Origin of the sequence: Methylocella sp. (assembly GCA_037200525.1) — a bacterium.
In the GTDB taxonomy this organism is placed as follows: domain Bacteria; phylum Pseudomonadota; class Alphaproteobacteria; order Rhizobiales; family Beijerinckiaceae; genus Methylocapsa.
Genome location: JBBCGG010000001.1, coordinates 830,088 through 844,486, shown reverse-complemented (window position 1 = coordinate 844,486; position 14,399 = coordinate 830,088). Strand labels below are relative to the sequence as shown.

General features: G+C 60.2%; 11 protein-coding genes and 1 pseudogene. 11 read left to right on the top strand and 1 reads right to left on the bottom strand.

Annotated elements, in window-relative coordinates:
* Positions 1 to 364 precede the first annotated feature (364 nt).
* The 5 genes and pseudogenes from carB to WDN46_03900 all read left to right on the top strand — a co-directional run bounded on the left by carB (position 365) and on the right by WDN46_03900 (position 9,076).
* Positions 365 to 3,688, top strand: a complete 3,324-nt coding sequence (carB, locus tag WDN46_03920) for a carbamoyl-phosphate synthase large subunit (GenBank protein ID MEJ0092593.1) — start codon at positions 365 to 367, stop codon at positions 3,686 to 3,688.
* A gap of 350 nt (positions 3,689 to 4,038) precedes the next feature.
* Complete coding sequence (gene greA, locus WDN46_03915) at positions 4,039 to 4,512, top strand: transcription elongation factor GreA (GenBank protein ID MEJ0092592.1); 474 nt, start codon at positions 4,039 to 4,041, stop codon at positions 4,510 to 4,512.
* 353 nt (positions 4,513 to 4,865) lie between these two features.
* Positions 4,866 to 5,632: pseudogene (locus WDN46_03910) on the top strand (IS5 family transposase).
* Positions 5,633 to 5,805: 173 nt separating this feature from the next.
* The gene (locus WDN46_03905) at positions 5,806 to 6,747 is read left to right on the top strand and encodes a family 2A encapsulin nanocompartment shell protein (protein MEJ0092591.1); all 942 of its coding nucleotides are present in this window, start codon (positions 5,806 to 5,808) and stop codon (positions 6,745 to 6,747) included.
* Entirely contained in the window at positions 6,734 to 9,076 is a 2,343-nt protein-coding gene (locus WDN46_03900) for a family 2A encapsulin nanocompartment cargo protein cysteine desulfurase (GenBank protein MEJ0092590.1), read from the top strand. The genes WDN46_03905 and WDN46_03900 overlap by 14 nt, the downstream gene beginning before the upstream one ends.
* Before the next feature lie 40 nt (positions 9,077 to 9,116).
* Here WDN46_03900 and WDN46_03895 read toward each other — a convergent pair whose 3' ends face one another.
* Entirely contained in the window at positions 9,117 to 9,308 is a 192-nt protein-coding gene (locus WDN46_03895; GenBank protein ID MEJ0092589.1) for a hypothetical protein, read from the bottom strand.
* Positions 9,309 to 10,170: 862 nt separating this feature from the next.
* On the opposite strand from WDN46_03895, the gene WDN46_03890 reads away from it, so the two are divergent.
* The 6 genes from WDN46_03890 (at position 10,171) to WDN46_03865 (ending at position 14,359) form a co-directional block, all read left to right on the top strand.
* Positions 10,171 to 10,728 carry a site-specific integrase gene (locus tag WDN46_03890; protein ID MEJ0092588.1) on the top strand — a complete coding sequence of 186 codons (558 nt, stop codon included), beginning with the start codon at positions 10,171 to 10,173 and terminating at the stop codon, positions 10,726 to 10,728.
* A gap of 1 nt (position 10,729) precedes the next feature.
* Positions 10,730 to 11,536 (top strand): hypothetical protein, encoded by an 807-nt coding sequence (locus WDN46_03885; GenBank protein MEJ0092587.1) that lies wholly within the window; start codon positions 10,730 to 10,732, stop codon positions 11,534 to 11,536.
* A 68-nt stretch (positions 11,537 to 11,604) separates the two neighbouring features.
* The gene (locus WDN46_03880) at positions 11,605 to 11,862 is read left to right on the top strand and encodes a hypothetical protein (GenBank protein MEJ0092586.1); all 258 of its coding nucleotides are present in this window, start codon (positions 11,605 to 11,607) and stop codon (positions 11,860 to 11,862) included.
* A gap of 3 nt (positions 11,863 to 11,865) precedes the next feature.
* Complete coding sequence (locus tag WDN46_03875) at positions 11,866 to 13,146, top strand: hypothetical protein (GenBank protein ID MEJ0092585.1); 1,281 nt, start codon at positions 11,866 to 11,868, stop codon at positions 13,144 to 13,146.
* A gap of 47 nt (positions 13,147 to 13,193) precedes the next feature.
* Entirely contained in the window at positions 13,194 to 13,682 is a 489-nt protein-coding gene (locus tag WDN46_03870; protein MEJ0092584.1) for a hypothetical protein, read from the top strand.
* On the top strand, positions 13,682 to 14,359 hold the full coding sequence (locus WDN46_03865; protein MEJ0092583.1) for a hypothetical protein: 678 nt from the start codon (positions 13,682 to 13,684) through the stop codon (positions 14,357 to 14,359). Before WDN46_03870 ends, WDN46_03865 begins: the two co-directional genes overlap by 1 nt.
* Positions 14,360 to 14,399 lie beyond the last annotated feature (40 nt).

The window sequence follows — 14,399 nt, the reverse complement described above, 5'->3', positions numbered from 1 at the left end:
ATCGCCGCGGGGGCAGTTTTGTTGCGGGCGGCCTTTTGGCCGATGCTTCGAAGTCCCGCACGCGACCTCGATTATTCTGGCCGGGATTTGCGCCCGGCTGGCGCAATCCGCGTCATTGCCGCTGCAAAGGCCAGCGGGTTCACAATCGCGAGATTCTAGTTTAGAGACACTTCGTTCTTCTTGACCGCGCTCGATCGCGCGGGCTTTGGCTCATCGCCAAAACTCGCTCGGGGAGCCTCCAACACTCGAAACGACCCTGTTTTGAGCCTTGGCGCAAGGACGCGTTGGCCGGATGGGCCCGGCGCGGCCCTTTTTTGCGCGCCGCCAACGTCTAACGCCCGCCGCAACGGGGAAAGAGTTTTTTGTGCCGAAGCGGACTGATATTTCGACGGTTTTGATCATCGGCGCAGGGCCGATCATCATCGGACAGGCCTGTGAGTTCGACTATTCAGGCACCCAGGCCTGTAAGGCGCTGCGGGAAGAGGGCTATCGAATCGTCCTCGTCAATTCCAATCCGGCGACGATCATGACCGACCCGGATATGGCCGATCGCACCTATGTCGAGCCGATCACGCCGGAAATCGTCGCCAAAATCATCGCCAAGGAGCGTTACTCCCACCCGGGCGGCTTCGCGCTTTTGCCCACCATGGGCGGCCAGACCGCGCTCAACTGCGCCCTCTCCTTGAAAAAAATGGGCGTTCTCGACGAATTCAATGTCGAAATGATCGGCGCCAGCGCCGATGCGATCGACATGGCCGAAGATCGCGAACGGTTTCGCGAAGCAATGACGCGAATTGGCCTTTCGACGCCGCGCTCGCATCAAGTCAAGACCTTGAGCCAGGCGCTGGCGATTGTCGACGATATCGGCCTCCCCGCCATCATCCGCCCCTCGTTCACCATGGGCGGCACCGGCGGCGGCATCGCCTACAACAAAAACGAATTCATCGACATTATCGAGCGCGGCATCGATGCATCCCCGACCAACGAGGTTCTGGTCGAGGAGAGCGTGCTCGGCTGGAAAGAATATGAGATGGAGGTCGTCCGCGATAAGGCGGACAATTGCATCATCGTCTGTTCGATCGAAAACATCGACCCGATGGGCATTCATACCGGGGATTCGATCACCGTCGCCCCCGCCCTGACCTTGACCGACAAGGAATATCAGGTCATGCGCGACGCCTCGCTGGCGGTGCTGCGCGAGATCGGGGTCGAGACTGGCGGCTCCAACGTGCAATTCGCGGTCAACCCGGTCGATGGCCGCATGATCGTGATTGAAATGAATCCGCGAGTCTCGCGGTCGTCCGCTTTGGCGTCAAAAGCGACTGGCTTCCCGATCGCCAAGGTCGCGGCGAAGCTCGCCGTCGGCTATACGCTCGACGAAATCGCCAATGACATTACCGGTGGGGCGACGCCGGCCTCATTCGAGCCGACGATCGATTACGTCGTGACCAAAATCCCGCGCTTCGCCTTTGAGAAATTTCCCGGCGCGGACAATATCTTGACGACGGCGATGAAGTCCGTCGGCGAGACGATGGCGATTGGGCGCACTTTCGCCGAAAGCCTGCAAAAAGCGCTGCGCTCGCTCGACACCGGGCTCAATGGCCTCGATGAAATCGAGATCGACGGTCTTGGCCTTGGGGACGACATGAACGTTCTCCGCGCGGCTTTGGGACGCCCGACGCCGGATCGGCTGCTGGTGGCGGCGCAAGCGTTGCGCTACGGCATGTCGCCTCGCGAAATCAATGAGGCGTGTCAGATCGACCTCTGGTTCATCGAGCGCCTGCAAGAAATCCTCGAGCTTGAGGCGATGGTCCGCGCTCATGGCGTGCCGCACGACGCGGCCAACTTGCGGATGTTGAAGGCGGCGGGCTTTTCCGACGGGCGTCTCGCCGATCTTTCTCGGGCGCCGCGAACCGAGATCACCGCGCTGCGGCACAAACTCGGGGTGCGGCCCGTGTTCAAGCGGATCGACACCTGCGCCGCCGAGTTCGCCTCGCCCACGGCCTATATGTACTCGACCTACGCGCCGCCCTTCGCCGGCGCCCCGGCCGACGAAGCCCGTCCGTCAGAGCGCGAAAAAATCGTGATTCTGGGCGGGGGTCCGAACCGGATCGGACAGGGCATCGAGTTCGACTATTGCTGTTGCCACGCCTGCTTCGCCTTAAGCGAGGCTGGGTACGAAACCATCATGATCAACTGCAATCCGGAGACGGTCTCGACCGATTACGACACCTCGGACCGGCTTTATTTCGAACCTCTGACGCCGGAAGACGTGCTTGAAATCCTCGCCAAGGAAAGCGAGGCGGGAAAGCTCAAGGGCGTCATCGTGCAGTTTGGCGGACAGACGCCGCTGAAACTTGCCCACGCGCTCGAAAAAGCCGGCATTCCCATTCTCGGCACATCGGTCGATTCAATCGATCTCGCCGAAGATCGCGACCGGTTCAAGCGCCTGCTCGACAAGATCGGCCTGAAGCAGCCAATGAACGGAATCGCCTATTCGGTCGAGCAAGCGCGCACCATCGCGGGAGAACTCGGCCTGCCGCTCGTCGTGCGTCCTTCCTATGTGTTGGGCGGCCGCGCGATGTCGATCATCCACGACAATGGCGCCTTGGACGATTATCTGCTCGGCACGCTGCCCGGCCTTGTCCCCGCCGACGTCAAGGCTCGCTATCCGAACGATAAAACCGGGCAGATCAACACTGTCCTCGGCAAGAATCCGCTGCTGTTTGACCGTTATCTGTCCGACGCCGTCGAGGTCGACGCCGATGCGATTTGCGACGGGAAAGATGTCTTCATCTGCGGCATCATGGAGCATATCGAGGAGGCGGGGATTCATTCTGGCGACAGCGCCTCCTCGCTGCCGCCGCGCTCGCTCTCGGCCGAAAAGATCGCCCAACTTGAGCAGCAGACGCGCGAGCTCGCCCTGGCGCTCGGCGTCGGCGGATTGATGAATGTGCAATATGCGCTGAAGGACGGCGAGATCTACGTGCTCGAGGTTAACCCGCGCGCGGCGCGGACGGTGCCCTTCGTCGCGAAGGTCATCGGCGCGCCGATCGCCAAGATCGCGGCGCGAATCATGGCGGGAGAATCCTTGCAAAGCTTCGGCTTGCGGACGCCTCGTTTCGATCATGTCGGAGTCAAGGAATCAGTGTTTCCTTTCGCCCGCTTTCCCGGCGTCGACACCGTGCTTGGGCCGGAGATGCGCTCGACCGGCGAAGTCATGGGCCTTGATCGCTCATTCGCGGTCGCTTTCGCGAAAAGCCAACTCGGCAGCGGCGCCAATGTGCCGACGTCCGGCTCGGTTTTCGTTTCAGTGCGCGATGTCGACAAGCCGCGCGTCCTCGGCACAATGAAGCTTCTCAAAGCGCTCGGCTTCAGGATCTTCGCCACCGGCGGCACATCGCGGTATCTCGAATCGAAAGGCGTTTCGGCGCACCGGATCAACAAGGTGTCGGAGGGCCGCCCGCATGTCGTGGACGCCATCAAGAATGGCGGCATCCAACTTGTTCTGAATACGACAGAGGGTAAGCAGGCGCTGGCTGATTCGCGCTCGCTGCGCCGCGCCGCCCTGCTGCACAAGGTGCCTTACTATACCACTCTTGCCGGAGCGATCGCCGCCTCTGAGGGCATCAAGGCCTATATGGCCGGCGATCTGGAAGTCCGGGCGCTGCAGGATTATTTTGATTGAATCCTGCATGGTCCTGAAAAATTTGTGATTTTTCTACAAGATCTTAACTTCGGAGCGGCGGTTCTCGACGAACCGCCGCGAAGTTGCATCGATCCTCTTTGAGAAAGCGGACCCGCAGACGTCACGCTGCGGCCGCCGCCGACCTTGAGAAAACGCCCCTCTTGCAGTGGGCATCATGAAGGTGTCTGCTATTCGGCGAACGGGTTCCGAGCGGTGATGCGCTCGAACCCGGAGCAGGCGTATGTGCGCCCGCGCAAAAAAGCCGACCATTCCCGGACGTGAGCGCACCTTGCGCCACGGCGAAGCGGTCACCATTGGTCAAGAAGAACAAAGACGCGAAAGAGAATCACATGGACAAGTTCCCCATGACGGCCGGCGGATATATCGCTCTCGAAGAGGAGTTGAAGCGGCGCCAGCAGATCGAGCGGCCGCGCATCATCCAGGCGATTGCGGAAGCGCGCTCGCACGGGGATCTTTCCGAGAACGCCGAATATCATTCCGCCAAGGAGGCCCAGTCGCTGAACGAGGGCCGAGTCGCCGAGCTTGAGGATAAATTGTCCCGCGCCGAGGTAATCGACGTGTCGAAGCTGTCCGGCACAACGGTGATGTTCGGCGCGACGGTGACGCTGGTCGATGAGGACACCGAGGAGCAGAAAACCTATCAGATCGTCGGCGAAAACGAGGCCGACGTGAAGGCCGGCCGGGTCTCGATTACATCGCCGACCGCGCGCGCCCTGATCGGCAAAAAAGTCGGCGATACCGTCGAGGTGAATACGCCCGGCGGCGGCAAGAGCTATGAAATCCTGAAAGTGGCTTTCGTCTGAGCCGTTTGAAGAAGCTGAGCCTTATGCTTCTGGACGCAGGCTTTGCCTGCGTCCAGGCAGGAAGGTTGCGCCGCACAAAAACTTGGCCGCCTTTTGCTTATAAGGCGATCCTGGTTGCTTAGGCCATCTTGCCAGCGCTCGCCGCTCGCTTCTGGTCAGGCGGCTGCTTTGGTTTGGAGCGTTTATAGTTGAGAAGCGCATCTCAGCCGGCGGTCAAACGGGCTTGCGCGCGCTCGTGTTCACAAAAACTATAAAGAACCCGCCAACTAGGCCGTTGTGACGAATTCGGCGTTTGGGGGATTCTCGCGAGGATCTTTCCATGATTCAAGGCTGATTTTTGGAGATCAGCCTTGATGATTCGGGATGTCGATGCGCTGCGAGACGATCAATGGGAGCGGCTTTGTGATCTTGTGCCAGGCGGAAGAGCCGGCCAGCGCGGGCCGCGCTGCGACAATCGACGCTTCGTCGACGCGCTGTTATGGATGGCCCGCTCGGGCGGCCGCTGGCGCGATCTGCCCGAACGCTTCGGCGACCATCAGGCGGTGAAACGCCGCTACTATCGCTGGATCGAGCGCGGCGCCTTGGACGGATTTCTTGAGGCATTCACCGCCGAGGCCGATCTCGAATGGCTGATGATCGACTCAACAATCGTGCGCGCCCATCAGCACGCGGCCGGCGCAAGGATCGCCAAAGGGGGGCGGATGCCCAAGGCCTGGGCCGCTCTCGCGGTGGTTTGAGCACCAAAATCCACGCCGCGACAGACGCGCTCGGCAACCCCGTTCGGCTCCTTCTCGGACCTGGGCAGCGCAACGACATCACAAAAGCGCACGCCCTGATCGAAGGCTTTGCGGCCGATGCGATCATCGCCGATAAAGGTTATGACGCCAATCACTTGCGCAAGGCTGTTCTTATGCGTGAGGCTGAGCCGGTGATCCCATCAAAATCCAATCGCCGCGCGCCGCTCCCCTACGACAAGGCGCTCTACAAGGAGCGCAATCTCGTCGAGCGTTTCTTCAATAAACTGAAGCAGTTCCGGCGCGTCGCAACCCGATACGACAAGCTCCTCGCAAACTACCGAGGCTTCGTATTGCTCGCCGCTATTGCTATCATGCTCAGGTAATTCGTCACTACTGCCTAGACTGTCGCAGCGAACGTTTTCAGCGTCGAAAATTGATAGAATTTGTAGACTCATCATTTTTCGCAGTAAACTCAAATAAAGGAGAATATTCTACGCAAGAAGTGCTACATCAGCTTCAGCTAGAGATCAGGCGATTCTAGACAAGGAGCTGTTAGATGGTCGACGAACCCGAGGGCCGCAGAACTCTGAGCGAACCGGCTGCGCGTCAGCTTGCCAACGCCACGAAAACACGGGCGCAATGGTCGGGAATTACCCCGCGCTGGCTCGTTTCTTTCCTTCCCTGGGTGCCTGTCGAAGCCGGCATTTATCGGCTAAACCGCGTCAAGGACACCGAAGGCGATGGCGACGTCGAATGCAGCCCGAGTCGGGAGCGCGATAGCGACCTGCCGGAGACCTTCGTCGACTACGAGACTGCGCCGCGCGAATACTTCCTCAACGCAGTCACCACTGTCCTCGACGTGCAGACCCGCGTTTCCGATCTCTACAATCAGCCCTATGACCAGATCCAGGAGCAGCTGCGGCTGCTGATCGAGAAGGTCAAGGAGCGGCAGGAAAGCGAGCTCATCAATAATCCAGAGTACGGTCTGCTGCCGAATTCCTCTCCGGCGATGCGGATCAGCACGCGGCGCGGTCCGCCGACGCCCGATGATCTCGATGAGCTGATCGCCCGCGTCTGGAAAGAACCCGCCTTCTTCCTCGCCCATCCGCGCGCCATCGCCGCCTTCGGCCGGGAATGCACGCGCCGTGGCGTGCCGCCGCCAACGATCAATCTGTTCGGCACGCCGTTCTTGACTTGGCGCGGCCTTCCGCTGGTTCCAAGCGACAAGCTGAAGATCGCAGCTGGCCCCGATGGCGGCGGCACCACCGACATTCTGCTTTTGCGCACCGGCGAACGGAAACAGGGCGTCGTCGGCCTCTTCCAGCCAGGCGTCCCAGGCGAAGTCACGCCAAGCCTTTCGGTTCGATTCATGGGAATCAATCGCAAGGCGATCGCGTCCTACCTGATCTCGCTCTACTGCTCGTCGGCGATCCTCACCCCCGACGCGCTCGGGGTGCTCGAGAACGTCGAGGTGGGGCATTATCATGAGTACGCCTGATCCGAAGCAAGCGGCGGCAACGGCTCCCATCGCCGCTCCGGCGGCTCCGCAATACGGGGGACAGGGGCCTGCCGTCATCGATCCCGGATTGATCGCGCGGATGGCGAACTCGTTCTTCAACGCTGCGCCGGGGCAGATGGTCGATCCCCAGGCTCTGGCCAATTTCATGGTGCAGGATCGTCTGCCGATCCCGCCGACGTCAGCGCCGGGGACTATCGGCGCGGTGGTTGCAGCGCCGGGGACGAGCATTCCGGGCGCGCAGTCTGTTCCTTTTGTCACAGAATTGCCGGGCGTAACCGCGGGAACCGCTGGAGCGCCGATCAAGCACGCGCCTGCCGCCGGACACGCAGCCGCCGCGGCGGATTCGCCCGCCGTAACGACAACGCCGGAATCGTTCGCCGCTTCCGTTGGGCTTGCGCCGGAAGAAGGCCCCGACCTCCCGCACCCGCGAGCCCATTTGCGCGAGAAGGCGCTCCTCGCGCTGGTGCAGGGCCTTGGCGACGTGACGTCACTCACGCCGTCCACATTTCCTTCGGGATTTTCCCATAGCAGCGCGCCTGCCGGCGGCTTGTCTCCCGCGCCTTCTTTTCCCGCGGGGTTTTCGCATGGCTCTGTCCCCATGGGCTCGCCGAAGCCGCCGGAAACATCCCTGTCATTCCTCAAAGAAGCCGGATTGGCGTTCGCGCCGCCGTCGCCCTCGGCCCCGGCGCAGAGCGTGACCGCGCCTCCAACTCACGCCGGTCCACCAGGGGTTCGAGGGAGCGCTCCAGTTGCGGCTGAAGTTCCCGGCTCTTCCATCGAGCAGCATCCGGCGTTCGCTTCGACAAACTACCCGACCGAGACGGACCTACGCCCCCACGGCGTTGGCGATGTGAGTCTGTTGGGCGCGGCGGCCTCGCCGTCCGGATTTAGTCAGAAATCCTCGCCCGGCGGATATCCCGCCGTTCCGGGCGAATCCTTGTATTTTCTAAACGAGACGCAGACCGCCGCGGCGCCCGCCGCCGCCAACGCCCCGACCCAGCATTCTTTTTTCGCGCCGGTCGCGCCCGAACTTAAGCCGCTCCTCACGCCGGACCTCGTCTCTGGAACCCGAGCCTTCGACGCCTATGCGATCAAGCGCGATTTCCCGATTCTGCGCCAGCAGGTTCATGGCAAGCCGCTGATTTGGCTCGACAACGCCGCGACGACGCAAAAGCCGCAGGCGGTGATCGACCGCCTCGCGCAGTTCTACGAGACCGAAAACTCGAACATCCACAGAGGCGCGCATGCGCTCGCCGCGCGATCCACCGACGCCTATGAGGCGGCGCGCGAAAAAGTCCGCAGATTCCTTGGCGCAAGCTCGCCAAACGACATCGTCTTCGCGCGCGGCGCGACCGAGGCGATCAACCTCGTCGCGAAGGCGTGGGGAGTCCGCAACGTCCGTGAGGGCGACGAAATTGTCATCACCTGGCTCGAACATCACGCCAATATCGTGCCCTGGCAGATGCTGTGCGCCGAAACCGGCGCTGTTTTGCGCGTCGCTCCGGTCGACGACAGCGGCCAGATTTTGCTCGATGAATATACCAAGCTGCTCGGGCCGCGCACGCGGCTCGTCTCCTTGCCGCAGGTCTCGAACGCGCTCGGCACGGTGACTCCGGCGCAGGAGATGGTTGCGATAGCGCATCGCCACGGGGCCTGCGTGCTGGTCGATGGCGCTCAGGCCGTCTCGCACATGCCTGTCAATGTCCAGACGCTCGATTGCGATTTTTACGCCTTCTCGGGCCACAAAGTGTTCGGTCCGACCGGCATCGGCGTTCTTTACGGCAAGCCGGAGGTTTTGGCGGCGATGCCGCCTTGGCAGGGCGGCGGCAATATGATCGCCGACGTCACCTTCGAGAAGACGGTCTATCAGGGTCCGCCCCTGCGTTTCGAGGCGGGCACCGGCAACATCGCCGACGCCGTCGGGCTCGGCGCCGCCATCGACTATCTCGACCGCATCGGGATGGGAAACATCGCCGCCTATGAGCACGAGCTTCTCGGCTATGCGACGCAAGGGCTGCTCGGCTTGCCGGGCCTTAAAATCATCGGGACCGCAAAGGAAAAAGCCGGCGTCATCTCGTTCGTCCTCAATGGCTGCCGCAGCGAGGATGTCGGCGCGGCGCTCGATCGGGAAGGCATAGCCGTGCGCGCTGGACACCATTGCGCGCAACCGATTTTGCGCCGCTTCGGGCTCGAGACGACGGTGCGGCCTTCGCTTGCGCTCTACAACACTTTCGAGGACATAGACTGCCTCGTCGCCGCGCTGCATCGCATCCAGCCCCGGCAAGACTATGGGCGCGGCAGGACATAATCCCTTCTCCTCTCGACGGAGGAGAAGCCGATCGGGGTCGTCAGTTTTCTGCGGAGGGAGCCAGCGCTCGCGCTCGTTCCGACGCGTCGGGCGGCAAGGGCTCGCTGCCGGCGAAGATCGCCTCGAAATGGCGCGTGAAGGCCGCAGCCGCGACAGGGCTTTCGATGATGATGAGATCATTGTCCTGTCGCTTCAGCCCGGAAGCGGAAAAATTCGCCGCGCTGGTCCGCAATAGCCGGCCGTCGATCTGATAGGTTTTCAGATTGAATAGCGGGACAAACTACGTCATTCCAAGTCACCCGACACGACAATAACATCATGTTATTATTATACTTTCTAACAAAGACCCAGACAAATCAGGAAGCGCCTAGACAGACCATATCGTTACCCTTATATAGGTTGGGTAACTAGGGTAACGAAAGTCTCGAACCGTGGCGCTTACTGCTAAGTTTCTTGAGACGCTGAAGCCCGGACCCAAACGCCGCGAGATAGCAGATGGGACTGTCCGAGGCCTTTTCTTCGTTTCGCAGCCTAGCGGCCAAGCCTCGTGGGCTGTTCGATATCGGGTTGCGGGGCGCCCCCGGAAATTGACTCTAGGACCGTGGCCGTGGTTGGTCTTAAGACCGCGCGAGAACTCGCCGGGCGGGCATTGGTCGCCGTTGCCGATGGCAGAGACCCCGCGGCCGAAAAAAAAGAGGCACGTCGCTCCGCGCGCATTCCCGCGGACCAGGACCTAATTGAGAAGGTCGTCGCGTCGTTCTTGGCGAACTATGCCAAGCGCAGGTTGAAAGAGGCGACCTTTATCGAAGTCAAACGAATATTAAAAAACGAAATTGTTGATGCTTGGCCTAAGCGGAAGCTATCCGAGATTAAGCGGCAGGACGTCCACCGCCTGCTTGACGATATCATCGAGCGCGGAGCGCCGTATGCCGCGAACCGCGCTCTCGCCTGGTTTAAGAAACTGTGCTCGTGGTCGGTCGAACGAGGGATAATTGAGATTTCCCCATGCGCGACCGTCACTTCGCCATCGCCCGAAAAGTCCCGCGACCGAATCCTGAACGATGAGGAAATAAAAGCCGCAGGCGGCCGAAGCGATCGGTTGGCCTTATGGGCATGTCGCCCAAATTCTCATTCTCACAGGCCAGCGGCGCTCAGAGGTAACCGACTTAGCGTGGAGCGAGCTTGACCTTGACGCGCGGACCTGGACCCTCCCCGCCGTACGAGCCAAAAACAAGCGCGAGCACACTATCCCGCTTTCCGACCCTGCGATCGCGATCCTGAAGACAGCTCCCCGGATTGCCGGAAGCGAGTTCGTTTTCACATTTTCTGGGGATAATCCCTTGGTGGGCTATGCGCTGATCAAGCGGCGCCTCGATGATCTTCTCCCGAAAGATATGATTCCCTGGAGATTGCATGACCTTCGAAGGACGTTTGCGAGCAACCTCGCCCGCATGGGGATCGCCGTTCACGTCACGGAAAAGCTCCTAAATCACACCGGCGGAACCTTCGGCGGAATTACCGGTGTATATCAGCGTTTCAATTATGCCGACGAGCAGCGCAGCGCCGTCGAAGCATGGGCGCACTTTGTCGAGGAGCTCACGCGTAGCAGGCTCAGTGGAAATATTCTCGAATTATCCACCGTGCGGGGATAGAATGGCCACAGAAAATAGAGACCTGCGGAGTCAATTGGTTCGAGAGTTTGGGAAGCTCAAAATTCGCGCCAATAAAGAGCCCGATCTCGCGCGGGAGATCGACGATCTGGTATTATTCGCAAGTCATATGCGAATGGTCGAAGATAAATCACGTCGAGCTTTTAGACCGTGCGAAACAACCTTGGCGGTTAAAGAGCTTGCCAGCATTTCAACACGTGCTGGATCCTTGGCCCACGCATTGGAAAGCCCTTCGCGCCACGCCAGAAGGTCATGCCTGCAATTGGCTGTTCGTCTTGAGACGATGCATCAAACGACGATTGACGCCCTCGCAGATACTCCAGCCTTCAAGACAGATCGCGACGACTACGTGCTCCTTGACGTCGGCTACGTTCGAACGCAATTTCCTAATGAGCTTCGCGCCGTCGAAATAGATCGTCGGCGATTGGCGGAGGATTTGCGCCCTCTCGCACGCGCTGCATCGATGGCCACCCCAAAAGAATCCCAAGACGCTGGTAGAGCTAGGGATAACTTCGCACACGGTGTTGGAAGGCACTTGGCTTACAGTTATCAACGGCTAACCGAGAGGGAGCCGACGATAGTGGTTGACCCACCAGAGAAAGCCCTCAAAGCGATTCCATACGCTGGACTGCCGACTCGTAAAGCTCTGGATCGCGCCGGCTATCCGCGCGGCGTGTTTCTTGATCTCATCACCAACGTGTTCCTCGCAATGCACATAGATACTGACCCTCTTCATGTTGCTCGCTCCGCCATAGCGCATCTGAAGAAAGTACAGCCCTTATCGTCATAGCTTAGCGTACCTAATCGGCGGCCTCCGCGCCATTGTAAGTCCTGTTATGTCACGACAGGAACTCCACAATGAATATGCCACTGGAATCATTAAGCAGTGCCTCGTCAGCAATTTTGGCGAAGGACAATTCAGAGAAACTTGTACCTGCCATGGTCGTTGCGGCGGAATTCGGCATCGTCCGACGCACCCTTGCGCGATGGCTCGAATACTCCGATCTAAATTTCCCGAAACCAAACGTAATCAATGGTCGCTGGTATTTTAGGCGTGCCGAGATTGAAGCCTGGAAACTAAAACGCGTCCGACTCTCTGTCTCGGAGGCGGTATAGTCGATGGCTTTTGAAACAGCGAACCCCGCGCGCGATAGCGTCGCGGCGGGGCTTGGCGAGCGCGGGGTGCTGCCGATCCTGGCGGCCTCGATGCAGCAAGCGCAGACCCTGATGAACTTCGCGCGGGGCATCTTCACTGACATACCGCGCTTCGCAGCCATGGCTGGGAGCATCACGGCGGACACGATTTCATTAAAGAACCGCGTGGATATCCAAATCCGGCCGGCATCCTTTCGAACGATCCGCGGTTTCAGCGCGGTGGCGGTTATCGCCGAGGAAGCAAGCATGTGGCAGTCGGACGACAGCCGCAACCCCGATAAAGAGATCCTCGCCGCAGTCAAGCCAAGCTTGGCCACGACCGGAGGCCAATTGTTCTGCATCGGCTCTCCGCACGCCAGGCGGGGCGAGATGTGGCGCACCTACCAGAAGCACTTTGGCCCCAACGGCAACCCGGCGATCTTGGTCGCCAACGGCCCGACAAAGCTTTTCAATCCGACGATCAAGCAGTCGGTTATCGACCGAGCCTATGAAGATGATGCCTCGGTTGCCGCAAGCGAATGGGGCGGCCAGTTCCGAAACGACCTGGAATCGTATGTTTCGCCGGAAATCGTCGACGCCTGCACAGTGAAGGGCGTTGCCCAAATCGAGTTCGCGAAGGGCAGATCATATGTTGCTCACGTTGATCCGTCGGGAGGCGGACAAGACAGCTTCACATTGGCGATAGGCCACGTCGAGGACAACGTCGGGGTTCTCGACCTGCTGCTTGAGAAGAGACCGCCATTCAGTCCTGAAGAGGTCGTCATTGAGCTCTGCGAGGCTCTCAAGACGTATGAGCTTCATGAGGTGACGGGTGATCGCTACGGCGCCGGATTCACTGTGGAGCTGTTTGGCAAGAACGGCGTCACCTACCGCCACAGCGAAATGACGACGAGCGACTATTTCAGCGGCTTCCTGCCGATCCTTAACAGTCGCCGGGTGCAATTGCTCGATCATCGTAGGCTCGCCGCTCAGCTGTGCGGGCTGGAGCGCCGCGCCTCCCGTGTCGGCGCGAAGGACAGTATCGGCCACCCACCTGGCGGACATGATGACCTTGCAGCCTCCGTGGCGGGATTAATGGCCCGGATTGTCGGCAACGACAACTGGTCCGAGCTATGGGGCAAATTCGATAAGGCGTTGGGCGGCGATTCTCCGCTGCCCGGACGAGATGACCTCGACGAAGACACCAGGGCGGCTTTGCAAGCGCGGGCGGCGCGTTTGCAGGCGCAGCACACATTCATTGGATAGATTTTGAAAGGCAGACCAGCATGAAAACGAGAGTGATTAAGAACGTAATGACCCATGACAAGCCAGAACCGCTTTGCGGCGCCAGAATGCGACATGTAAAGGACGGCGACCCGGCAATTGAGATCCTGCGGGGCTTCCGCGGCGCGTCACACAGCGGCCTTGAGTATGCCGGCGAACTCGGCGGGACGATGCCCACGCGTGGGGACGGCGCCACACGGGCTGTTTTGTGCAGCTGGACGCAGAACTGGGACGTCGAGATCGTTGAGGAAAACGGCACGAAATATTTCATCGCTTGGGTTCCGTTGCAGGGCGGCGAAGGCGGTCCACAAAGCATGTTCTCGGTCGACCCTATTACCAAACGGGCGACGTCCGTCGTCGGCGATAGCGTGCAGCGCAAGCCACGCGTGGCGCAATCGAACGTCGCTGCCGTGACCATGACCAAGTCGGCAAAAAAGGCGCTGGATACGATCGGCAGGAATACATCAGAGATGCGCTCGATTAACGAGATGAACGCCAAATTTTACGGTGTGAAATAATGGACAACGCGAGATACTGCATCGATGAGCTCGATACCGAGTCGCCATATCCCGCCCGTGACCGCCTTCGCGAGGCGCAGACGGCGCTGAAGACCGCGAATGCTTCATTGGAAGCGGCGGAAGCTGCATTGGGACGCGGCAAGGAACGGTTGGCTCTTCTTTCGGAGGAACGCGCTGCCGCCTTGGAAGAAGAGACCGCCGAGGCCCGCGCTCGGGCCGTCCACTTTGAGCACGGTGTGGCCGCTGTGATCCTCACGGGTTCAAGCCGTCGCCGCCGCGATCTGGATGACCAATTTCAAAGCCTTGAGGCCACGATTGCCCATCTCGCCGTCAAGCTCGACGAAGCCCAGCGGAAACGTGCTGATGCGGAATGTGAATTGAAGCGAGCCGTCCAAGCCGCAATTGACGAAGAGGCATCACCATTGCTTTCGCGCATGCTTGATTGCGAATTGGCTGCGGCCAGCCTTCGCACGGAGCTCCGAGCGCTGGCGTATAGCTGGGGGATAGCGCCAAGCGGTCTGGCCGACAAGCTGGCGCGCCGACCCGCAAATTACATCGACAACGCCCATCCGCTCTCGGCGGCGACGCAAAATCGTTCCGAAAAATGCAAGGTTGCATGGGCCGCGTTCGCCGCTCGCCTGCGGGACGATGCTGGTGCTCGTCTTGATCTTCCGTAATTCACCAGATTCGCCGCCGTGGGTGCACCTGGCAGCGATA

Coding starts and splice junctions, on each gene's coding strand:
- WDN46_03870 (MEJ0092584.1), top strand. CDS start 13,194: ATGACCCATGACAAGCCAGAACCGCTTTGCGGCGCCAGAATGCGACAT.
- WDN46_03875 (MEJ0092585.1), top strand. CDS start 11,866: ATGGCTTTTGAAACAGCGAACCCCGCGCGCGATAGCGTCGCGGCGGGG.
- WDN46_03865 (MEJ0092583.1), top strand. CDS start 13,682: ATGGACAACGCGAGATACTGCATCGATGAGCTCGATACCGAGTCGCCA.
- WDN46_03880 (MEJ0092586.1), top strand. CDS start 11,605: ATGAATATGCCACTGGAATCATTAAGCAGTGCCTCGTCAGCAATTTTG.
- greA (MEJ0092592.1), top strand. CDS start 4,039: ATGGACAAGTTCCCCATGACGGCCGGCGGATATATCGCTCTCGAAGAG.
- WDN46_03900 (MEJ0092590.1), top strand. CDS start 6,734: ATGAGTACGCCTGATCCGAAGCAAGCGGCGGCAACGGCTCCCATCGCC.
- WDN46_03885 (MEJ0092587.1), top strand. CDS start 10,730: ATGGCCACAGAAAATAGAGACCTGCGGAGTCAATTGGTTCGAGAGTTT.
- WDN46_03905 (MEJ0092591.1), top strand. CDS start 5,806: ATGGTCGACGAACCCGAGGGCCGCAGAACTCTGAGCGAACCGGCTGCG.